This is a genomic window from Nocardiopsis sp. NPDC057823 (assembly GCF_042797335.1).
Lineage (GTDB): Bacteria > Actinomycetota > Actinomycetes > Streptosporangiales > Streptosporangiaceae > Nocardiopsis > Nocardiopsis changdeensis.
In genome coordinates this window covers 47,116-68,877 of sequence record NZ_JBHVLR010000024.1, presented here as the reverse complement: position 1 = coordinate 68,877, position 21,762 = coordinate 47,116, and the positions used below count along the sequence as shown (strand labels likewise).

16 protein-coding genes, 1 pseudogene and 1 riboswitch are annotated in these 21,762 nt (G+C 74.0%); of the genes and pseudogenes, 9 read left to right on the top strand and 8 right to left on the bottom strand.

All coding sequences use genetic code 11. The annotated features are described in order from the left end of the window. The first annotated feature begins 84 nt into the window (after positions 1-84). On the top strand, positions 85-1,419 hold the full coding sequence (locus tag ACFVNO_RS28180) for a pyridoxal phosphate-dependent aminotransferase (RefSeq protein WP_355269668.1): 1,335 nt from the start codon (positions 85-87) through the stop codon (positions 1,417-1,419). 100 nt (positions 1,420-1,519) lie between these two features. Here the strand turns inward: ACFVNO_RS28180 and ACFVNO_RS28175 are convergent, their stop codons facing one another. Beyond that, positions 1,520-2,725, bottom strand: coding sequence for a glycosyltransferase family 1 protein (locus ACFVNO_RS28175; RefSeq protein WP_355269667.1), 1,206 nt, complete (start codon positions 2,723-2,725; stop codon positions 1,520-1,522). A 224-nt stretch (positions 2,726-2,949) separates the two neighbouring features. On the opposite strand from ACFVNO_RS28175, the gene ACFVNO_RS28170 reads away from it, so the two are divergent. Both ACFVNO_RS28170 and ACFVNO_RS28165 read left to right on the top strand, forming a co-directional pair. After that, on the top strand, positions 2,950-3,207 hold the full coding sequence (locus tag ACFVNO_RS28170; protein ID WP_355269665.1) for a DUF6457 domain-containing protein: 258 nt from the start codon (positions 2,950-2,952) through the stop codon (positions 3,205-3,207). Between the two features lie 219 nt (positions 3,208-3,426). Continuing rightward, positions 3,427-4,848, top strand: coding sequence for a sodium:alanine symporter family protein (locus ACFVNO_RS28165; RefSeq protein WP_355269663.1), 1,422 nt, complete (start codon positions 3,427-3,429; stop codon positions 4,846-4,848). Between the two features lie 79 nt (positions 4,849-4,927). On the opposite strand, the gene thiD is transcribed toward ACFVNO_RS28165, so the two are convergent. The 3 genes from thiD to ACFVNO_RS28150 form a co-directional block, all read right to left on the bottom strand. Continuing rightward, positions 4,928-5,731, bottom strand: a complete 804-nt coding sequence (thiD, locus tag ACFVNO_RS28160) for a bifunctional hydroxymethylpyrimidine kinase/phosphomethylpyrimidine kinase (protein WP_220562734.1) — start codon at positions 5,729-5,731, stop codon at positions 4,928-4,930. Beyond that, positions 5,720-5,831: riboswitch (TPP riboswitch) on the bottom strand. Its footprint overlaps the gene before it by 12 nt. 43 nt (positions 5,832-5,874) lie before the next feature. After that, on the bottom strand, positions 5,875-6,585 hold the full coding sequence (locus ACFVNO_RS28155) for a DedA family protein (RefSeq protein WP_355269661.1): 711 nt from the start codon (positions 6,583-6,585) through the stop codon (positions 5,875-5,877). Between the two features lie 425 nt (positions 6,586-7,010). Then, positions 7,011-8,723 carry an acyl-CoA synthetase gene (locus tag ACFVNO_RS28150; RefSeq protein ID WP_355269659.1) on the bottom strand — a complete coding sequence of 571 codons (1,713 nt, stop codon included), beginning with the start codon at positions 8,721-8,723 and terminating at the stop codon, positions 7,011-7,013. 398 nt (positions 8,724-9,121) lie between these two features. Between ACFVNO_RS28150 and rocD the strand changes: the two genes are divergently transcribed. Next, on the top strand, positions 9,122-10,417 hold the full coding sequence (rocD, locus tag ACFVNO_RS28145) for an ornithine--oxo-acid transaminase (RefSeq protein ID WP_355269657.1): 1,296 nt from the start codon (positions 9,122-9,124) through the stop codon (positions 10,415-10,417). A 72-nt stretch (positions 10,418-10,489) separates the two neighbouring features. Here the strand turns inward: rocD and ACFVNO_RS28140 are convergent, their stop codons facing one another. Both ACFVNO_RS28140 and ACFVNO_RS28135 read right to left on the bottom strand, forming a co-directional pair. After that, complete coding sequence (locus ACFVNO_RS28140) at positions 10,490-11,929, bottom strand: GDSL-type esterase/lipase family protein (RefSeq protein ID WP_378897081.1); 1,440 nt, start codon at positions 11,927-11,929, stop codon at positions 10,490-10,492. A 48-nt stretch (positions 11,930-11,977) separates the two neighbouring features. Continuing rightward, a complete protein-coding gene (locus tag ACFVNO_RS28135) occupies positions 11,978-13,246 on the bottom strand; it encodes an aminotransferase class I/II-fold pyridoxal phosphate-dependent enzyme (RefSeq protein WP_378897078.1) in 1,269 nt (422 codons plus the stop codon). A 264-nt stretch (positions 13,247-13,510) separates the two neighbouring features. On the opposite strand from ACFVNO_RS28135, the gene ACFVNO_RS28130 reads away from it, so the two are divergent. Together ACFVNO_RS28130 and bioD are read left to right on the top strand one after the other, a co-directional pair. Beyond that, positions 13,511-14,773, top strand: a complete 1,263-nt coding sequence (locus tag ACFVNO_RS28130; protein WP_378897075.1) for an adenosylmethionine--8-amino-7-oxononanoate transaminase — start codon at positions 13,511-13,513, stop codon at positions 14,771-14,773. After that, positions 14,770-15,450, top strand: coding sequence for a dethiobiotin synthase (gene bioD, locus ACFVNO_RS28125; protein WP_378897072.1), 681 nt, complete (start codon positions 14,770-14,772; stop codon positions 15,448-15,450). The genes ACFVNO_RS28130 and bioD overlap by 4 nt, the downstream gene beginning before the upstream one ends. Before the next feature lie 46 nt (positions 15,451-15,496). Here the strand turns inward: bioD and ACFVNO_RS28120 are convergent. After that, positions 15,497-15,802: pseudogene (locus tag ACFVNO_RS28120) on the bottom strand (hypothetical protein); the annotation flags it as partial. Positions 15,803-15,879: 77 nt separating this feature from the next. Here ACFVNO_RS28120 and ACFVNO_RS28115 point away from each other — a divergent pair. Next, positions 15,880-17,349, top strand: coding sequence for a PLP-dependent aminotransferase family protein (locus ACFVNO_RS28115; RefSeq protein WP_378897069.1), 1,470 nt, complete (start codon positions 15,880-15,882; stop codon positions 17,347-17,349). 97 nt (positions 17,350-17,446) lie between these two features. Here ACFVNO_RS28115 and ACFVNO_RS28110 read toward each other — a convergent pair whose 3' ends face one another. After that, positions 17,447-18,061: a superoxide dismutase gene (locus ACFVNO_RS28110; protein ID WP_220562727.1), complete on the bottom strand. Its 615-nt coding sequence runs from the start codon at positions 18,059-18,061 to the stop codon at positions 17,447-17,449. A 348-nt stretch (positions 18,062-18,409) separates the two neighbouring features. Between ACFVNO_RS28110 and ACFVNO_RS28105 the strand changes: the two genes are divergently transcribed. Together ACFVNO_RS28105 and ACFVNO_RS28100 are read left to right on the top strand one after the other, a co-directional pair. Continuing rightward, the gene (locus ACFVNO_RS28105) at positions 18,410-20,482 is read left to right on the top strand and encodes an acyltransferase family protein (protein ID WP_355269694.1); all 2,073 of its coding nucleotides are present in this window, start codon (positions 18,410-18,412) and stop codon (positions 20,480-20,482) included. A 215-nt stretch (positions 20,483-20,697) separates the two neighbouring features. Next, on the top strand, positions 20,698-21,732 hold the full coding sequence (locus ACFVNO_RS28100) for a class I SAM-dependent methyltransferase (protein WP_355269644.1): 1,035 nt from the start codon (positions 20,698-20,700) through the stop codon (positions 21,730-21,732). Positions 21,733-21,762: the final 30 nt, after the last annotated feature.

Sequence of the window (21,762 nt, the reverse complement as noted above, 5' to 3'; positions counted from 1 at the left end):
TGTTCCTGGGCAGGGTGAGGGGTGAGAGGCCGTCACCTGGAACGACGGCCGCACGCCGACCCTGAGCCGGAGATGAGTCATCACATGGCCGTCACTGTTTCCGCGACCCTCGCCGTCAACGAAGCCCTCGCCGAGAAGCGCCGCCAGGGGGTGCGCGTGCTGCCCCTGGGGTTCGGTGAGGCCGGTCTGCCGGTCCACCCGGTCATGCGCGACCGCCTCACGGCGGGCAACGGCGCCAACTCCTACGGCCCCGTCGCCGGGGTCGCCGCCCTGCGCGAGGCCGCCGCGGGCTACTGGGAGCGCCGCGGACTGCCCACCGACCCCGGCATGGTGATCGCCGGGCCCGGCAGCAAGCCGCTGCTGTACAGCCTCCTGCTGGAACTGGGCGGGGACACCGCCATCGCCGCGCCCAGCTGGGTCAGCTACGCCGCGCAGAGCCGGCTGGTGGGCGCCCGCCCCCTGCTCGTCCCGACCGCGGGCGGCGGCGAGGGCGGCGTCCCCCAGCCCGACCTGCTGCACGCGGCCGTCACCGCGGCGCGCGCGGAGGGTCGCACCGTCAACGCGGTCATCGCGACCCTGCCCGACAACCCGACCGGCACCCTGGCGAGCCGCGAGACCGTGCGCCGCCTGGCCGAGGTCGCCCGCGAGCTGGACCTGGTGATCATCTCCGACGAGATCTACCGCGACCTCGTCCACCCGGTCGGCCCCGGCGGGGAGCCCGTCCACGTGCACAGCCCCGCCGAGTTCGCCCCCGAGCGCACCGTCATCTCCACCGGGCTGAGCAAGAACCTCGCCCTGGGCGGCTGGCGGATCGGGGTCCTGCGCCTGCCCGACTCCGAGCTGGGGCACCGGCTGCGCGGCGGCCTGCTCGGTGTGGCCAGCGAGATCTGGTCCAGCCCGGCCGCCCCCGTCCAGGAGGCCGCCGCCCACGCCTTCACCGAGCCCGCCGAACTCGTCGACCACATCGACCGCAGCCGCCGTCTGCACGGGATCGTCGCCCGCGCCGTCGCGGACGTGTTCACCGGGGCCGGGGCGACCCTCGCCCCGCCGCGGGCCGGGTTCTACCTCTACCCGGACTTCGAGCCGATGCGCGAGCGGCTGGCCGGACTGCACGGCGTCACCACCGGGCCCGAGCTCACCGGGCTGCTGCTGGAGCGGTTCGGCATGGGCGTGCTGCCCGCCGCCGAGTTCGGGGAGGGGCCGCAGGCCCTGCGCATGCGGGTCGCCACCAGCCTGCTCTACGGGGACACCGAGGAGCGCCGCTACGCCGCGCTGGCCGCCACCGACCCGCTGGCGCTGCCCTGGATCCACGCCCACCTGGACCGGCTCGCCGAGGTGCTGGACGCTCTGGCGGCCGACCCGGTGTCCGCGGCGGTGGCGCCGACGCTCGTGCGGGCGGTCGCCGAACCCGTCCACTGACCAGGGGAGAGAGGGGCGGACGGTGCCCTTCCCCGGGGGTCGGGTCAAGGGAAGGGCACCGTCGTCCGTGATGGTCGCGGGAGTGCGGGGGCCGGGCCTCTCAGCGGGCGGGCAGCGCCGGGGGCTCCCCGGCGGCCAGCTCGCGGCTGGGGGCCAGCACCGACCGGTAGTGGGCCAGCAGCTCGTCGCCCACCGCCTCCCAGGTGCGGTGCTCCACCGACGCCCGCGCCCGGCCCGCGAGGTCGGCGCGCAGGGCGCGGTTGTGGGCCAGCCGCCCCACCGCCACCCGCAGCTCGCGCACCGAGTCCGGGGCGTACAGCAGCCCGTTGACGCCGTCCTCCACCAGGTCCAGCGGGCCGCCCGCGGCCGGGGCGACCACCGGGACCCCCGAGGCCAGCGCCTCCTGGACCGTCTGACAGAACGTTTCGTCGGCCCCGGTGTGCACGAACACGTCCAGGGAGGCGTACAGCCGGGACAGGTCGCCGCCGGTGCGCTGGCCGGTGAAGACCGCGCCGCGCAGCCGCCGCCGCAGCCGGGGCAGCTCCGGGCCGTCCCCGACCACGACCACCTTCACACCGCGCAGCTTCAGCACGTGCTCCAGCAGGTCGACGCGCTTGTCCTTGGCCAGCCGCCCGACGTAGCCGATGATCGCCTCCCCGCCGGGGGCCAGCGCCCGGCGCAGCGCCCCGTCGCGGTGCTCCGGGCGGAAGCGGTCGGTGTCCACCCCGCGCCGCCACAGGGCCAGCCGGGGGAACCCGCGGGCGGACAGGGCCTCCATCGTCGCGGAGGAGGGCACCAGCGTGCGGTCCGCGGCGGCGTGGACGCGGCGCAGCCCCGACCACAGGTGCTCGTGCCCGGGCAGCCCGTACCGCCGGGCGAAGCCCGGCAGGTCGGTCTGGAACACCGCCACCGTCGGCAGCGCCCAGCGCCGGGCCGCCTCCACCGTGGCCAGGCCCATCAGGGCCGGCGAGGCCAGGTGCACCAGGTCCGGGGAGAACGAGCGGATGGCGGTGGTCAGGGTGCGGCGGGCGGGCAGGCCCAGGGCGAAGTCGCGGTACACGGGCAGCGGCACCGAGGGCGTGCGCACCACCGGGAAGCCCGCGTAACGGGTGGGGCCGTCGTGCCCCGGGGCCAGGATCAGCGCCTGGTGGCCCCGGGCGGCCAACAGGTCGGCGACCCGGCACACGGAGTTGGTCACCCCGTTCACCTGGGGCAGGAAGGACTCGGTCACGATGGCGACGCGCAGCGGGCGCTGCCCGTCGGTGGAGGCGGGGGTCGGGTCGCGGAAGGTGTCGAGGGGGGACATGCGGGCGGCTCCCAACGCCGGGGGGACGTGTCCTCGACGCTAGAAGGCGCGGGTGAACCCGGATGGGGCGCGGAGGGAACCGGACACGTCGTGCGGGCGTGGGCTCACCGAGCGCGCGGTGACGGACCGCGGACGGTGCCCCCGCACCCGGGTTGACCGCAGATGACCCGTCGGTGGCTAAGATCGCATCACGTGATCGAATCATTGCTCTGAGGAGTGGAACGGTGACTCTCGTGGAATGGGCCGATGAGGTCCGCGTCGCACTCGGGCTTCCGGAGACCGATGCCATGGACCGCAAGGACGTGGACCGCGTCCTCGACCTCGCCAAGGACGCCGCGCACTCCGTCGCCCGCCCGGCGGCGCCGCTCACGGCCTACCTGCTCGGCATCGCCGTGGGGCGCGGGGCCGACCCCGAGGCCGCGGCGCGGATGCTGGGCGAACTCGCCCGGAGCCGGGCCGGGGACGACGGGAGCGGCACGTGACACCACCGAGGGGCGGAGAACGAGACGGAGCCCGCCCCGGTTCCCGGTGAGACCGGCATGTCGAAGGTGTGTGACATGTTCGTTACGCACCACTGCGATTCTTTGCCGATGACGCGAGGCCACCACCAGTGCCGACGCGTCCACGAGGGCACCCGCCCCCCGCGCGCCGACACCCGCGGTGTCCTCGGCCCCATCCACTGACCGACAGGGAGATCCCCCGTGGACCAGCTCCTTGAAATGGCCGGCCTCATCAGCGGCATCATCTGGGGACCGTTCGTCCTCATCCCGCTGCTGTTCGCCGTCGGCCTTTTCCTCACCATCCGCCTGAACCTTCTCCAGCTCCTCAAGCTCCCGCACGCCCTGTGGCTGGCGCTCGTCCGGCGCAAGGAGGACGACTCCGTAGAGGGGGACATCTCCCACTACCAGGCGCTCAGCACGGCCCTCGCGGCCACCGTCGGCGTCGGCAACATCGCCGGCGCGGCGCTCGCCATCGGCATCGGCGGCCCCGGCGCCCTCTTCTGGATGTGGGTCGTCGGGTTCCTCGGCATGGCGACCAAGTACAGCGAGGCCCTGCTGGGTGTGAAGTTCCGCCGCGCCGACGCCAAGGGCGAGCAGAGCGGCGGCCCGATGTACTACCTCAAGTACGGCATCGGCGGGGGCTTCGGCACCGTCCTGGGCGTGCTCTTCGCCGTCTTCGGCGCGATCGCCGCCTTCGGCATCGGCAACGGCAGCCAGGCCAACACCGTCGCCCAGCAGATCAACAGCGTGACCGGGGTCGACACCTGGATCATCGGCCTCATCCTCATGGTGCTGGCCGGCGCGGTCATCCTCGGCGGCATCAAGAGCATCGGCCGGGTCGCCTCCGCGCTCGTCCCGATCATGATCATCTGCTACGTGGCCATCTGCCTGCTGGTGCTCGCGGTCAACTGGGCGCAGATCGGCCCCGCGCTCCTGCTCGTGGTCACCGACGCCTTCACCGGTACGGCCGCGGCCGGCGGCTTCGCCGGCTCCACCGTGCTGATCGCCATCCAGATGGGCTTCGCGCGCGGCATCTTCTCCAACGAGTCGGGCCTGGGCACCGGCGGCATCGCCGCCGCCGCGGCCAAGACCCGGCAGCCGGTCCGCCAGGCCATGGTCTCCATGACGCAGACCTTCATCGACACCATCATCGTGGTCACCATGACCTGCATGGTCATCATCACCACCGGTGTCTGGCAGGGCGAGAACGCCGAGGACGGCTCCCTGCTCACCAGCCAGGCGATGACGCAGGGCCTGGAGGCCATCAGCCCGGCCCTGGCCCCGGCGGGCGCGGTGATCGTGGCGATCGCCGTCGCGGTGTTCGCCTTCACGACCCTGCTCGGCTGGTCCTACTACGGCGACCGGTGCATCGAGTTCCTGGCGGGCCGAAGCCTCGTGCTGCCCTACCGGATCCTTTTCATCATCGTCATCTTCATCGGGTCGGTCGCCGACCTCAGCTCCGTGTGGCTGTTCAGCGACATCGCCAACGGCCTGATGGCGCTGCCCAACCTGGTGGGCCTGCTGGTGCTGTCGCCGCTCGTGGTGGCGGAGACCAGGAAGTTCTTCGCCCACCCGGACTGGAGGAACCCCGACGCCCTGATGGACGACGTCGTCAAGGGCTAGCCGCCACGGCACGCCGTGGAACGGAAAAAGGGGGACCGGCCCGTGCGGCCGGTCCCCCTCTCGCGTTCCCGTGCCCGGGTCACCACCAGGCGTGGAAGTGGTGGACGGGGCCCTGGCCGCCGCCCGCGTCGATCTCGTCGGCGCGGCGCAGGGCCTCGGTCAGGTAGGCCTTGGCGTCGGCCACGGCGGAGGCCGCGTCCGGGCGCTGCGGCAGCAGCGCCGCGATGGACGACGACAGGGTGCAGCCGGTGCCGTGGGTGTTGCGGGTGTCCACGCGGGGCGCGGAGAACTCCCGGTGCTCTCCGTCCCGGGACACCAGGACGTCCACGCTCTCCCCGCCCTCCAGGTGGCCGCCCTTGAGCAGCACCCGGCGCGGGCCCAGCTCCAGCAGGCGGCGGGCCTGGGCGCGCATCCCCTCCAGGTCCGTCGCCTCGTCCTCCTCCAGCAGGTCGGCGGCCTCGGGCAGGTTGGGGGTGATCAGGTCGGCGCGGGGCAGCAGCGCGGTGCGCAGCGCCTTGGTGGCCGAGGCCTCCAGCAGGCGGTCGCCGCTCTTGGCCACCATCACCGGGTCGACCACGACGTTGGGCAGACCGTGCCGCCCGATCGCCTCGGCGACGGCCTCGGTGATCTCGGCGGTGCCGAGCATCCCGACCTTGACCGCGTGCACGGTCGCGTCGGAGAAGAGGGTGTCCATCTGGCGGACCACGAAGTCGGCGGGGACGGGGTGGACCCCGGTGACGCCCCGGGTGGATTGCGCGGTGAGCGCGGCGATCACGCTCATCCCGAACGTCCCGTGGGCGGAGAAGGCCTTGAGGTCGGCCTGGATCCCGGCGCCCCCGCTGGGGTCGCTGCCGGCGATGGACACGATGTTGTACGCGCTCATGGGCGTTCCTTCGCTAGTGCTAACTAGGGCAGGTTCGACGGGTGTGCTCTCAGCCGGGGCGCGGCCGGTCGGCCGCGCCCCGGCACCCCGCGCCGTGCGGACCCGGGAGGGTCCTTCGGTTGAGGATGCCGCCGGTGGGGCGGTCAGGCGGTGGGCGTGTTCTGCGCCCCGCGCGCCCGGACGATCTTGAGGACCCGGGCCACCACGAACCACAGCAGCAGCAGGGCGATGACGACCAGCACGATGTTGCTGATCAGGCCGCTCCACTGGACCAGGATGGGCTTGATGGCCGGACCGAAGACGAAGCCCAGGCCGATCCAGATGGTGTTCCACACGGCCGAGCCGATGACGGTGTAGAGGGAGAACTTCAGCAGCGGCATCCGCTCGATGCCGGCCGGGACGGAGATGAAACTGCGGACCAGGGGCACGCACCGGCCCAGCAGGACGGCCATGCCGCCGAAGCGCTCGAAGAACTTCTCGGCCTTGTGGAAGTCGCCGATCTCCAGCAGCGGGGTCTTCTCGACCAGCCACATGGTGCGTTCGCGGCCCAGCAGCGCGCCGATCGCGTAGAAGCCCCAGGCGCCGACCAGGCAGCCGATGGTGGCCCACATGATGGCGAGCCAGACGTTCATCTGGCCGTCGTAGGCGAGGAAGCCCGCGCCGGGCAGGACGGCCTCACTGGGCATCGGGGGGAAGAAGGTCTCGATGAACAGGGCCACGCCCACACCGGGCTCGCCCAGGGTCACCATGAGGTTCAGGACCCACCCGATGAACCCCTCGTACTCGTGGACGATCTCCTCCTCGACCGACGTGTTCATGGCCAGGGCCGACATCGTCCACAGATTCGCTGGCATCCGGGTTCCTCTTCTTCTTCGTGCTTTGCGGGCGGGTCTGGGGGAGGGGAAGGACTCCGCCGGTTCTGGGGAGGGGTGCGGACCGCTCTCACGCGGCCGGCAGGGGTGCCCGGTCCGTCACGGGTCCTTCGTCTGCTGGTGCGGGCGGGGTGGGACGGTCTCCCCGCTCGGGGGCGTCCTCGGCCTGCCTTCTCCTAAGGTACAAGCGGAAACGGTCGCTGTGGGCGGCCGCGGGGACGGGGTGCGGATTCCCCCACCCCGTGTCATCGGGGGCACCGGGGGAGGGAAGGGGCGGGGCGAACAGGCGTTTTGTCATCCACTGTTCGATTTTTCGGTCGTGCAGGGACGCCACCGCTCAGAAGCCGAAAAAGAAGGAGTCCCACAGCACAGTGCTGCGGGACCCCGCATGGCCGGTTCCGGCCCCCTCAGACGCTTTCCCGGACCACCGACGACGCCCACCGGTAGTCCTGCTTGCCGACCGCGGTGCGCCGCACCCGGTCCACGAAGTGCACGGTCCGGGGCACCTTGAACCCGGCCAGCCGCACCCGGCAGAACGCCAGCAGGCCCGGCTCGTCCGGCGCCGCGCCCGCGGCCAGCGACACCAGCGCGGTGACGCGCTGCCCCAGCAGCTCGTCCGGGGCGGGCACCACGATGGCGTCCTCCACCGAGGGGTGGGCCTTGAGCGCCGCCTCGACCTCCTCGGGGTACACCTTCTCGCCCGCCGTGTTGATGACGACGCTGCCGCGTCCCAGCAGCACGATCGACCCGTCGGCGGCCCGCGTGCCGAAGTCGCCCGACAGCGCCCAGCGGCGCCCCTCCCCATCGGTGGGGAACGTGCGCGCCGTGGCGATCGGGTCGTTGTAGTACCCCAGCGGGATCCGGCCGGTCCGCGCGATGCGGCCGACCGCCGCCGACCCCGGCGGCACCGGGCGCAGGTGCTCGTCCAGCACGGCGATGCTGCCGCCCATGGTGAAGCTGCGGCCGTCCCGGGAGCCGGTCAGCGGCTCCGCGCCGCCCTCGGCGTCCTGCCCGCCGGTCGCCGAACCGCACACCCCGGTCTCCGAGCCCCCGTAGGAGTCGGCCAGGGCGATGTCCTCGCGCCAGGCGCGCCACAGGCCGCGCACCGGCGGGGTCAGCGGTGTCCCGCCCGAGCGCACCGCGGACAGGTCCGGACACAGGCCGGGCTCGGTGAGCAGGTGCCGGGCCAGCGGGCGGGCCATCGCGTCGCCCACCACCTGGAGCGTGTGCACGCCCTCCCGATGGGCCAGCGCCACCACCCTCTCGGCGCGGAAGCTGCGGTCGGTGGACAGCACCACGCGCTTGCCGCACAGCAGCATGCTCAGCGCGTTCCACTGCCCGGCGGCGTGCATGAGCGGCCCCAGCACCAGCATGCGCTGGGGGAAGCAGGCGCGGGCGCGGTCGGCCACGTCGCGGGGGGAGCGGGCGCGCGGGGCGCCGGGGGAGCGGCGCTCGATCGCCGCCCGGAAGATGTCGGCCTGCCGCCACAGGACGCCCTTGGGGTAGCCGGTGGTGCCGCCGGTGTACAGCAGGTAGTGGTCCGAGCCCGAGGTGGGCGGCAGCGCCCGGTCCAGCGGGGCCGCGGCCAGCGCGTCCTCGTAGCCCACGGCCCCGGGGAAGGCGGCGCGCACGGCCTCGCGCGCCGCGGGCCCCGCGCCGTCCTCCAGCAGCACCGCGTGGCGCAGCCGGGGCAGGTCGGGGCGGACCCGGGCCACCGTCGCGGCCAGGGACTCCTCGGCGATCAGCGCCACCGCGTGGGAGTCGGCCAGGACGTGGCGCAGCTCGCCCGCCACGTAGCGGTAGTTGACGTTCACCGGCACCGCGCCCGCGCGCAGCACCCCCAGGAACGACTCCGTCCACTCGGCCCGGTTGAAGGCCAGGATCGCCACGTGCTCGCCGCGGCGCACGCCCGCGTCCGCCAGGTGGCGGGCCAGCCGGTCCGCGCGCCCGCGCAGCCCGGCGTAGGAGACGACGCGCCCCCCGGCGACCAGGGCGGTCCGCTCGGGCACCGCGTCGGCGACGGCGTCGAACAGCCGGGTCAGCGAGAACGCGGCGTCGGGGTCGGCCGTCGCGGGCGACGCGGCGGTCTGCGGCGCGGCGGGTCCGGGCGATGAACGCACGGGCGGCCTCCCTTGGCGGCGGATGCGGCGCGGCCGTCCACGGCACGGGGGCTCGCGGCGGGACGCCGGCGCCGACCGGCTTCCGGCCGACGCGTCGATGACTTGTGTGCCGACCGTACCCGTCGGGAGGGGAGCCGATCGCCACCGGGGGTGTGGAGCGCATCACCCCACTTCACGGGCCCGGTCACAGGGTCCGGACGGCCCTGTTCCACGGCCTTTCCGGGGCGCCGGAGGGGCCCGGATTTCGGGCCCGGTCGTGCGTTTGTGACACACCTCACCCCTTGTGGGGTCACCGGGTCATCTGCTCAACTCTTGGGGACTCTCCGGCGGGGGCTCTACCGGGCCCCGCGGTGGGTATCTAGTGTCTGACATCGGTCAATGGTGATCGGAGCGGTTGGATGAGCAACACCCAGAACCTGGGGCAGGCGAACGACGCCGGGAACCCCGGCGCGACACTTCCCGAACACGACACACCCGCACTCTCCAGCGCGGACCACATCGCACTCGCGCAGGAGCACTCCGCGCACAACTACGCCCCCCTGCCCGTCGTCATCGCCGAGGGCCGCGGGGCCTGGGTGACGGACGTGGAGGGCGAGCGCTACCTGGACTGCCTGGCCGGCTACTCGGCCATGAACTTCGGACACCACAACCCCGACCTGCTGGCCGCGGCCCACCGCCAGCTCGACCGGGTGACCCTCACCAGCCGCGCCTTCTACAACGACCAGTTCGGCCCCTGGGTGGACGCCCTGGCCCGGATGGTCGGCAAGGAGAAGGTCCTGCCGATGAACACCGGCGCCGAGGCGGTGGAGACCGGCATCAAGGTCGCCCGCAAGTGGGGCTACGAGGTCAAGGGGGTCCCCGAGAACCAGGCCACCATCGTTGTGGCCGGGGCCAACTTCCACGGCCGCACCACCACGATCATCTCCTTCTCCTCCGACCCCGAGGCCCGCACCGGCTTCGGCCCGTACACGCCGGGCTTCCGCTCGGTGCCCTACGGCGACGCCGCGGCCATCGAGGCGGCCATCGACGACACCACGGTCGCCGTGCTCATCGAGCCCGTGCAGGGCGAGGCCGGGGTCATCGTCCCGCCGCTCGACTACCTGCCGCGGGTGCGGGAGATCTGCGACGACAACCGCGTCCTGTTCATCGCCGACGAGGTCCAGTCGGGCCTGGGCCGCACCGGCACGATCCGGGCCTGCGAGCACAGCGGGGTCGTCCCCGACGCCTACCTCTTCGGCAAGGCGCTGGGCGGCGGCATCCTGCCGGTGTCGGCGATGGTCGCGAACGAGGACGTGCTCGGCGTCATCAAGCCGGGCCAGCACGGCAGCACCTTCGGCGGGAACCCGCTCGCCGGGGCGGTGGGGAGCACGGTCGTCCGGATGCTGACCGAGGGCCCCTACCTGGAGAACGCGCGCAAGCTGGGCGAGGTGTTCAGCCGCCGCCTGGAGGAGTTCGTCGGCAAGGGCGTGCTCTCCGTGCGCAGCATCGGCCTGTGGGCCGGTGTGGACGTCGACCCGGCGCTCGCCTCCGGCAAGGAGATGTGCGAGCGGCTGGCCCGCAACGGTGTGCTGGTCAAGGACACCCACGGCTCCACCGTGCGCATGTCCCCGCCGCTGGTGATCAGCGAGGAGGACCTCAACTGGGGCCTGGACCGGTTCGCCGAGGTGCTGGAGGACCTGCGGGCCGGGCGCTGACCGCCCCGCGGACCCGTGCGGAGCCCGTCCCCGGACCGGGGGCGGGCTCCGCCACGCACTGCGGGGGACCGGTCAGCCGCCCGCCTCGTTGACGGGGGACTCCGACGGCGACGCGGAGGCCGCGTCGGAGGGGCCGCCCGAGGGCGCGTGCACCGGGTCCAGCGGCCCGCCCAGCTCGGTGTGCAGCAGCGACTCGTCCACCCGCTCCAGGGTCTCCCGCGACACGTACAGCACGCGTTCGGGGCCCTCGACGATCTGCAGGCGCACCCGCTCGGCGATCGACATCTGCCCCTGCGCGGTGGGGTGGAACGTCGCCCGGTCCACCTTGAGCCCCTCGCCGAACCGGCCCAGCACGATCCCGTTCAGCCAGGCGTCCTCGGCGCTGACCTCGTGGCCGGCGAGCGCGGAGAAGGTGTTGACGTACTCCACGCTCCCGGTGCCCCGGGACCCGTAGACGTCGCCGTCGGCCCGGTACACCGCGTCCCGGATGCGCTCGTTGAACCGCTCGGCGATCCCGTTGAGCCACAGCTGGTCGTTGACGGTCAGCGTGTAGTACATCGCCGGCGGCTCCTCGGGGAACAGCCGGGGGTAGCCCAGCACCAGCAGGCGGGCGTCGGGGGCGCGTTCGCGGATCTCCGCGATGACGGTGTCCAGGGTCTCCTCGAACTGCCGCATGCGCTTCTCGATGTCCTCCTCCTGCTCGGTGCAGACGCCGCTCTCCAGCAGCGGCATCCGCACGATGCAGGTGCGCAGCACCGGGATGAACCCCAGGTCGTTGCCGCCGATCCCGAGCGTCACCAGGGAGGTGTGCTCGGTGACCCGCTCGATCTGGGACTCGGGGGTGCCCAGCTCGTCGAGCATCTCGCGGCCCTTGTGGCTGCTGCACGCGTAGAAGGCCAGGGACCCGGCGAAGTCGAACTCGTCCTCGATGAGGTGGGCGTAGGCGTTGGACGAGCGCCAGCAGCCGCCGGGCACGGCGGTCTCGGGGGCGTAGTCGCCCGCGCCGTCGCCGGAGGAGTAGGAGTCGCCCAGCGCCACGTAGTTGCCCCACAGGGCGCCGTCCTGGGGGCTCACCCGCTCCCGCCAGTCGGCCTGCTCCTCCTCGGTGATGGGGGGCAGGTCCTCGGCCGGGCACACGCCGCCGGTGATCTCGCACCACAGGGAGCGCAGGGAGTCGCGGCCGGCGGGCACGGTGAGCATGACGATGAGGGAGAGGACCAGCACCAGGGAAACGCCGACGCCGATCCGGGTGCGCAGCCGGGTGCGGCGCCGCGGCGGCCGCGCCGTGGCCCCGGTGCCCTCGGTGTCCGTTGGGCCCTCTGGGTCCGTTGGGTCTCCTGCGTCCCCTGGGGCCGCTGTGTCCGCGGTGCCGTCGGAGGTCTCCGGGCGTGCCGTGGCTCCGGTGTCCGCGGCCTTGTCGGCGGCCTTACCGGTCCCGTTCCCGGAGCCCTCGGGAGGAGTCGGGTCCGGGGTCTCCCCGGGGGTTCCGGACACCTCGTCACCGGTGGGCACCGCCGCCACCGCCTCCCCTGTCTCCGACGGTCTGTCTCGGCCTCGAGACTACCCGGGGCGACCCGCGGCGATGACGTCCACGGCCCTGTGCACCTCGGCTCCGGTGAGGTCGGCCCGGGCGGTCAGCCGCAGGCGCGAGCGGCCGTCGGGCACCGACGGCGGGCGGAAACAGCCCACCCGCACCCCGGCCGCCAGGCACCGGGCCCGCCAGCGCACCGCGGCGTCCGGGGACGGGGCGGTCACCGACACCACCGCCGCGTCGGGGGAGGTCGCCTCCAGCCCGTGTCCGCGCAGGCCGTCGCAGAGCAGCCGGGCGTTCTCGCGCACCGCCCGCGCGCGCTCGGGCTCGGCGCGCAGCAGGCGCAGCGCGGCCAGCGCCGCGGCCGCCGAGGCCGGGGCCAGCCCGGTGTCGAAGATGAACGTGCGGGCGGTCTCCACCAGGTGCCGGATCACCCGGTCCGGGCCCAGCACGGCGCCGCCCTGGGCGGCCAGCGCCTTGGACAGGGTGACCGAGACCACCACGTCGTCGGGGGCCGGGGACAGCCCGGCGGCGGCCAGGGCGCCCCGGCCGCCCGGGCCGACCACGCCGAACCCGTGCGCGTCGTCCAGCAGCAGGGCGCCGCCGGCCGCCCGAGCCGCCCGGTGCAGCGCCGCCGTGTCGACGAGGTCGCCGTCCACGGAGAAAACGGTGTCGCTGACCAGCAGGGACCGGGCCCCGGGGGCGGTCCCGCGGGACCCCAGGGCGCGCGCCGCCGCGGCCGGGTCGGCGTGGTCGAACAGCTCCACCCGGGCTCCGCCCGCCCGGGCCAGCCGGGCCGCGTCGATCAGCGAGGCGTGGTTGTGGCGGTCGCACACCAGCAGCGGGGCCGGGGCGTCGGCGCCCGCCCCGGGCACCCGGGCGGTCAGCGCGGTGAGCATCGCCAGGTTGGCGGTGTAGCCGGAGGAGAACACCAGGGCCGACTCGGTCCCGGCGAAGTCGGCCAGCTCCCGCTCCAGCTCGTGGTGGAGCTCGGTGTCGCCGGTGACCAGGCGCGAGCCGCCCGCGCCGGTGCCCCAGCGCCGCAGCGCCGCCTCGGCGGCGGCGGTCACCCGCGGGTGGCGCAGCAGCCCCAGGTAGTCGTTGCCGGCCAGGTCCAGCACGTCCTCGGCGGCCGGCCGCGGGACGATCCGGCGCGACAGCCCCGACCGGGCCCGCGCCCGGGCGGCCTGCGACAGCCAGGAGAAGGGGTGCGGCGCCGCACCGGAGGGGCCCGGGCCCGCGCTCCGGGAGCGGAGCGTCCACGGGCGGCGGGGCGGTGACAGGGCGGTGCCGTCCATGGGCGGGTGCTCCTTCGGTGCGGGGAACGGGGCGTCGAGCGTCTCCGAGGGGGTGGGGCGACGGGGGAGCCGGTGCACGAAGGGACCGACCCAGCGGCGGCCAATCCCGCTGGGGCGGCCCGGTCCTCGTGCCAGGGAGGCGGTACCGACTCTGCCGGGTCCGCGCCCCCCGCGTCACCGGTGGAAGCCCACAAAGTTCGGACACCGAACCTGGTAGGTCTGCACGGATCCGGTCCGCGGACCGGATCGGAAGAATGGGACCACATGACGCCCGAGTGGATACGTTCCGTCGACCGCGCCCACCTGTGGCACCCCTACACGACCCTGCCCCCCGCCGAGCCGCCCCTGGTGGTGACCGGAGCGGACGGGGCGCGCCTGCGGCTGTGGGACGGGGAGAGCGAGCACGAGGCCGTCGACGGCATGTCCTCCTGGTGGTCGGCGATCCACGGCTACCGCCACCCGGTCCTGGACGCCGCGCTGCGCGCGCAGGCCGACGACTTCAGCCACGTGATGTTCGGCGGGCTCACCCACGGCCCGGCGGCCGAGCTGGCCGGGCTGCTGGTGGAGATCACCCCCGAACCGCTGCGCCACGTCTTCCTCGCCGACTCCGGCTCGGTCGCCGTCGAGGTGGCCATGAAGATGTGCCTGCAGTACCACCGCTCCAGAGGGGAGGCGGGCCGCAGCCGGTTCCTCACCTGGCGGGGCGGCTACCACGGGGACACCTTCCACGCCATGAGCGTGTGCGACCCCGAGGGCGGCATGCACGCCCTGTGGGGCGACGTGCTGCCCGGGCAGGTGTTCGCGCCCGCGCCGCCGCGGGAGTACGACCCCGGGCACACCGCCCGGGTGGCGGCCCTGGCCGAGCGGCACTCCCGCGAGCTCGCCGGGATCATCGTGGAGCCCCTGGTGCAGGGCGCCGGGGGCATGCGCTTCCACGACCCGCGGCACCTGAAGGACCTGCGGGCCCTGGCCGACGAGCACGGCGTACCGCTGGTCTTCGACGAGATCGCCACCGGGTTCGGGCGCACCGGGGACCTGTTCGCCGCCGACACCGCCGGGGTGGCGCCCGACATCATGTGCCTGGGCAAGGCGCTCACCGGCGGCTACCTCACCCTGGCCGCGGTGCTGTGCACGGAACAGGTGTCGGGCACGATCGCCCGGGGCCGGGTGCCGGTGCTGGCGCACGGACCCACGTTCATGGCCAACCCGCTGGCCTGCGCCGTCGCGGTCGCCTCGGTCCGGCTGCTGCTGGAGTCGGGCTGGCGGGAGTCCGTCGCCCGCGTCGAGCGCGGACTGCGGGCCGGGCTGGCCGGGGCCCCCGGCGCCCGGGTGCGCGGCGCGATCGGGGTGATCGAGCTCGGGGACCCGGTGAGGATGCGCGAGGCGTCCCGCGCCGCGCTGGAGGCCGGGGTGTGGCTGCGCCCGTTCCGGAACCTGGTCTACGCCATGCCCCCGTACGTGTGCACCGACGAGGAGGTCGCCGCGGTGGCGGCGGGCATGGTCGCGGCCGCGGAGGCGTCCCGATGATCCTCGTGGTGACCGGTACCGGGACCGGTGTGGGAAAGACCGTCGTGACCGCGGCGCTGGCCGCCGTGGCCGGTGTCAGGGTCGCGGTGCTCAAGCCCGCCCAGACCGGGGTGGGGCGGGGGGAGCCCGGCGACGTGCACACCGTCGCGGCCCTGGTCCCGTCGGTGACCCCGGTCGAACTCGCCCGCTACCCCGAGCCGCTGGCCCCCGCCACGGCGGCCGCCCGCGCGGGGCTGCCCCAGGTGCGCGCCGAGGACGTCGCCGACGCCGCCCGAGCCCTGGAGGGCGACCACGGACTGGTCCTCGTCGAGGGCGCCGGCGGCCTGCTGGTGTGGCTGAACACCGAGGGCCAGACCCTGGCCGACGTCGCCGTGCTGCTGGACGCCCCCGTCCTCGTCGTGGCGCGTGCCGGGCTGGGCACGCTCAACGAGGTGGCCCTCACCGCCGAGGCGCTGCGCGCGCGGGGTCTGCGCCCGGCCGGGGTGGTCATCGGCTCGTGGCCGACAGAGCCCGATCTGGCGATGCGGTGCAATCTGGGCGACCTGCCGACGATGGGTGCGGGGCCGGTCGTCGGGGCGCTGCCGCAGGGGTGCGCCGACCAGGACCCGCGCTCCTTCGCTGAGACGGCGCGGCGGGCCCTGCCCCACTGGAGGCCGGGACCGGCGACGCGAGGGTGAACGCCCGCGGGCCGGGTCCGTGGGCGCGCAGGTGCTCCTCGCGCTCGTGGACCTCCTCCGGCCCGGGCCCGTCCGCCGACCACCACAGGGTGCGCTCCACCGAGGGGAAGGCGCCGTGCCGCTCGCGGTGCTCCACGAGCAGGCGGTGCGTCCGCTCCACGAAGGACCGCAGGGCCACCGGGTCCCGCCACAGGGACACGACGCGGACCTCGTCCCCCGTGCCGGAGGAGTCCACTTCGACGATGTGGCCCTCGGTGGACCGCGCCCGCAGCCGGAGCGCCTCCGCCAGCGGGCCGACGTGGTCGCCCCGGATCACCCTGGATTCGGCCAGGGTCAAGGATTGGTCTGCCATAACGACTCCTCTTCGAGGTCCATTTCTGTCAGTATGGATATGAAGAGAAGCGGAGCACAGGGCCAATGGAGGCGGTAATGGACTCTTCCCGGACGGTGGACGACCTCGTCGGTCTCCTCGGCGCGTGGTCCGCCGGGGACGGCGCGCTCTACCGCAGGCTCGCCGACTCCCTCCGGACGCTCATCGACGAGGGCAGCCTCGTCCCCGGCGAGCGGCTGCCGTCCGAGCGTGTTCTGGCGTCGGCGCTGCGGGTCAGCCGGACCACCGTCGTCTCCGCCTACGACCTGCTGCGCTCCGAGGGCGTCTTCGACAGCCGGCAGGGCAGCGGCACCCGGGTCAGCGACCGGATCGCGCCGGTGCGCTCCGACGGCTGGGCGGCCAACGGCGTCGGCCAGTTCATGTACCGCAACCTCATCCAGAAGGACGCCGGGCTCATCTCGGCCACCTGCATGAACACCCCCGCGATGCCGGGGTTCGCCGAGGTCGTCCGCGAGAGCCTGGACGACATCGGGCCGCTGCTGGACGAGGGCACCTACTACCCGCAGGGGCTGCCCGCGCTGCGCCGGGCCATCGCCGACTTCTACTCCGACAGGGGGCTGCCCACCGTCGCCGACCAGATCGTCGTGACCACCGGCGCCCACCAGGCCATCGCCCTGGTGGCCCAGCTCTACCTGCGCAAGGGGTCGCCGGTGGTGGTGGAGGACCCCGGGTTCGCGGGCTGCCTGGACCTGATGAGCGACCGGGGCGCCCGGTTCGTGCCCGTACCGCTGGACGACCAGGGCATCGACATCAACGGGGTGCGCCGCGCCGTCGACGAGCACGCCCCCCACCTGCTCTACACGATGCCCTCGTACCACAACCCGACCGGCACGATGATGTCCGTGGCCCGCCGCCGCGAACTGGGGGAGCTGTCGGCCCGGACCGGGACGCCGATCCTGGAGGACGCCGCCTACACCGGCGTCCGCCACCCGCAGGAGCCGCCGCCGCTGGCCGCCTACGCGCCCCGCGGTGCGGAGGTCATCAGCGTCGACTCGCTGTCCAAGGTGGCCTGGGCGGGACTGCGCGTGGGCTGGCTGCGCGCCCCGGTGGAGATGGCGGTACGGCTCAGCCGCCGCAAGCTCCTGGCCGACCTGGCCGGACCGCAGCTGGACCAGATCGTCGCCGTGCGGCTGCTGGCCGACTACGACCGGATCGCCCGTGAGCGCTCGGAGCGGCTGGCCGCCGCCATGGACCACATGGAGGGGCTGCTCCGCCGCGACCTGCCCGACTGGCGGTGGAAGCGCCCCGACGGCGGCGCCGCCCTGTGGGTCGAGCTGCCCGGCATCGACTCGCGGGCCTTCACCCAGGTCGCGCTCTGCCACGGGCTCGAACTGGTGCCCGGCAGCCTGATGTCGGCGTCCCCCATCGGACCGTTCGACCGGCACTTCCGGCTGCCCGTGGCCTTCGACGCCGCCGAGCGCGAGGAGGTCGTCTGGCGGCTGTCCCGCGCCTGGCGCGAACTCGACCGCCACGGCCCGGTCGGGGCCCCGATCCCCCTGGTGGTCTGACGGCGAAGCCCCCCACGGGGTTCTGGAGGCCGAGAGAGAACAGGGCCGCCCGCGGGACGGGTCCCGCGGGCGGCTCCGCTGTGGCAGGACCGGTCGGCTAGCCGATCCGGACCTTGCGGGCGGCCTCGAAACGCTCCTGGACGTCGGCCCAGTTGACCACGTTCCAGAACGCCTTGACGTAGTCGGCCTTCACGTTCTTGTACTGCAGGTAGAACGCGTGCTCCCACATGTCCAGCATGAGCAGCGGCACGGAGCTCAGCGCGGCGTTGCCCTGCTGGTCGTAGAGCTGCTCGATGATGAGGCGCTGGCCCAGCGCGTCCCAGGCCAGGAACGCCCAGCCGGAGCCCTGGAGGCTCGCCGCGGCCGCGTTGAAGTGGGCGCGGAAGGCGTCGAAGGAGCCGAACTGGTCGTCGATGGCGGCACCGAGCTCGCCCTCGGGCTTGTCGCCGCCGTCGGCGGACAGGTTCTTCCAGAAGACGCTGTGGTTGACGTGGCCGCCGAGGTGGAACGCGAGGTTCTTCTCGAGCATGGTCACGGCACCGAAGTCGCCCTTGTCGCGGGCCTCGGCCAGCTGCTCCAGCGCCCCGTTGGCACCGGCGACGTAGGCGGCGTGGTGCTTGTCGTGGTGCAGCTCCATGATCTGACCGGAGATCCACGGCTCCAGGGCCGCGTAGTCGTAGGGCAGCTCGGGGAGCGTGTATGGCGCAGACATCTCAGGCGCACCTTTCCGATGAAGCGGTTCGTCGTCACTTACCAGCGAAGGATCGCTAGGCAGCAAGCTATCAGCCGTGCGGCGGGGGCCCCGGTGTCGGACGGGCGACACCCGGGGCCGGGAATAAACCGCCGTACACCCTCCGTAGCGGTGTACTTTCTGTGGGGAACCGTGTTCGTACGGTGGGGATCTCCGGGGGTGGGGGAGGTCGGGTCGTTTCGGAGGTTCGGTCAAGGTCGCCGGGCGCAGGTCGCCGGGCGTTGGAGGGGCGTTCACCGGTCGTTCCGCCCTGTGGGCGATGATCCGACGCCACTTCCCCGTCATCTCGCACATTCTCGAGGCATGTCCATGTCCACTCCCGAACGCGGTGCCGCCGAACGCCCCGCCTCCCAGCGCGGCGGCTTCCGCCCGGAGATCGAGGGGCTGCGCGCCGTCGCCGTCCTGCTGGTCGCCGTCTACCACATCTGGTTCGGCCGGGTCTCCGGCGGAGTGGACGTCTTCCTCTTCCTCACCGGGTTCCTCATCACCGGGTCCCTGGTGCGCTCGGTGGAGCGCGACGGGCGCATCGCCCCGTTCGCGTTCTGGTCCCGGCTGCTGCGGCGGCTCACCCCCGCCGTCGGCGTGGTGCTGGCGGCGGTGCTGGCCATGGCGTACCTGTGGCTGCCGCGGTCGCGCTGGCCGGACGTCATCGCCCAGGTGTACGCGTCCGCGCTCTACCACGAGAACTGGGCGCTGGCCGCCGCGGCCGTCGACTACCTGGCCCGGGAGGGCGCGCCCAGCCCGGTGCAGCACTTCTGGTCGCTGTCCATCCAGGGCCAGTTCTACCTGCTGTGGCCGCTGCTGCTGGGCGCGGTGCTGCTGGTGGCGGGGCGGGACCGGATGCGCCGGGCCTCGCTGGCCGCGATCGGCGCGGTGCTGGCGGCCTCCCTGGCGTACTCGGTGTGGATCACCGCCGTCGACCAGCCCTGGGCCTACTTCGACACCGGCGCCCGCCTGTGGGAGCTGGCCCTGGGCGGGGTGCTGGCCCTGGTCGTCCACCGGATCACCCCGCCCGTGCCGGTGCGGTGGGCGCTGGGCTGGGGCGGCCTGGCCGCACTGGTCCTGTGCGGTGTGCTGTTGCCGGTGTCCACGGTGTTCCCCGGGTACGCGGCCCTGCTGCCGACCCTCGCCGCGGCCGCCGTCATCGTCGCCGGCGGCGGGGGCGGCCGGGCCGGGGTCCACCGGGTGCTCGCCTGGCGCCCGCTGACGGCCCTGGGCGGCCTGTCGTACGCCCTCTACCTGTGGCACTGGCCGGTCCTGGTGGTGTACCTCCAGCTCACCGGCCGCTCCCTGGCCACCCCGCTGGGCGGGGCGGCCGTGCTGGCCCTGTCCCTGGGCCTGGCCTGGGTCACGGCCAAGGCCGTCGAGGGCGGGGCCGAGAGCCTGAGCCGCAGGGTCTCCCGGCCGTGGCTGCCGGTCTGGTCGGCGGCGATGGCGGTCCTGGTCATCGCCCCCTCCCTGGTCGTCGGCTCCCAGTGGTCGGACCGGCTGGCCGAGGAGAGGCGGGAGCGCGCCGAGCGCGTCATCGAGCCCGTCGACTACCCCGGGGCCGCCCTGGTCACCCACCCCGAACTGGCCACCGTGCTGCCCGACCTGCCGGTGGTCCCCGACCCCCTCGACGCCCAGGACGACCTGTCCGACCACCACCTCCAGGGCTGCCACGTGGACCTGAAGGCCACCGAGCCGAAGGTGTGCTGGGCCGGACCCGAGGACGCCGAGTACACGATCGCCATGGTCGGCGCCTCGCGCACCGCCCACTGGTACCCGGCGCTGGAGGAGGTCGCCCTCAGGCACGGGTGGCGCCTGGTGTCGTTCACCAAGAGCGGGTGCCAGTTCAGCGCCGAGGTCCCCTACACCCAGGGGCGTGTGTTCACCGAATGCCAGGAGTGGGACGCCCGGGCCATGGAGGAGCTGGAGCGGCTGCGCCCCGACGCCGTGTTCACCTCCTCCACCCGGGCCAGCGCCGCCGGGGAGGTCGTGCTGCCCGGGTTCCCGGTGCGCTGGCGGGAACTGGACGCCATGGGCATCGACGTCATCGGGGTGCGCGACCTGCCCCGGCACTCCTACGCCGGGGCCGAGTGCGTGGCCGACAACCCGGACGACCCGGCCGGTGCGTGCAGCGACCCGGTCGGCTACTCGCACGCCGAACGCCACCCGGCCGCCGTGCTCGCCGAGCGGGGCAGGCTGCCCGCCAACGTCTCCCTGGTGGACCTCACCGGGCACGTGTGCCCCGGCGGCCGCTGCGACGCGGTCGTCGGCAACATCCTCGTGTACTGGGACCACTCCCACATGACCGCCACCTACGCCCGCACGCTCGTCCCGGCCCTGGAGGAGGCGCTGGTGGAGGCCACCGGACAGGGGAACGCGACAGCGAACTCTTGAGGGCGCGGCGGTCGGCCGGGGGTGATCTTCCGGTGAACAACAGTGGAATTGCCCCGCACGCGGGTTTCGCCGCCCTCCACGAGGTGGTGTCTTAGTCGGGTGGGCCCTTCGTGTCACCGAGCCGTGGCGCCGGCCCCGCCCCTTGCCGTCCGGCCCCGTGCGCCCGGGACCCCTCCCCGCGCCCGCCGGTCCTGCCATCCCCCCTGGAGATGCCCGTGCGTTCGCTGCGCCGCCTGTCGCGCCCCCTCCTGGCCGTCGCCGCCGTCGTCGGCCTCCTCGCCACGGCCGCCCTGGTCACCCTGGCCGCCCTTGGCCTGGTCGGCTGGGTGGAGGCGGGCACCCTGGTCGCCCTGGCCCTGCTCGGCGCGCTGGTCTGCGGGCTGGGGCTGGGCCTGGTCCTGGTGCGCCGCTCGGTGCGCGCCCTGGAGGAGTCGGTGCGCGAGCACGCCCGCACGGTCTCCCAGGCCCTGGGCGAGGACCGGCTGGAGACGCGGCGCTCCCTGAAGGACCTGCGCGAGCGCGTCACCCGGGTCACCGACCACGCGCTGCCCAAGGCCTCCCGCGAGCTGCGCCGCGCCGTCGAACTCCAGGGCCGCGCCGACTACGAGCAGCAGGTCGCCTGGACCGAGCTGCGCGACCACCTGGACACCGCCCCGTTCATGCCGCCGCTGCGCGGCTGGGCCGCCTCGCCCGACGTGCTGCGCGTCCTGGTCCGCCACATCGAGCGGCTGCGCCCGGCGACCGTCGTGGAGTGCGGCAGCGGCGCCTCCAGCGTCTGGCTCGGCTACGCGCTGCGCCGGGCCGGCGGCGGCCGCCTCGTCGCCCTGGAGCACGACGCCCGCTACGCCGAGCTGAGCCGCGCCCTGGTCGCCTCCCACGGGCTCGACGACATCGTCGAGGTCCGCCACGCCCCCCTCACCCCGATCGAGCCGGACACCGTCACCGTCGACGGCGAGGAGCGCACCACCGCCGACCTCTGGTACGACACCGCCGCCCTGGCCGACCTGGCCGGGGTGGGCCTGGTGTTCGTCGACGGCCCGCCCCAGGCCACCGGCCTCCAGGTCCGCTTCCCCGCGCTGCCGCGGCTGCTGGCGCACTGCACCGAGGACGTCGTGTTCGTCCTGGACGACGCCGACCGCGAGGAGGAGCGAGCGGTCGGCGACCGCTGGCTCGCCGCCCACCCGGAGTTCCAGCGCACCGAGGAGCAGGCGGAGAAGGGGGCGCACGTGTTCGGCCGCAAGGGGATCTGACCCGCCCCGCACCACCCGGCACCACCGCAC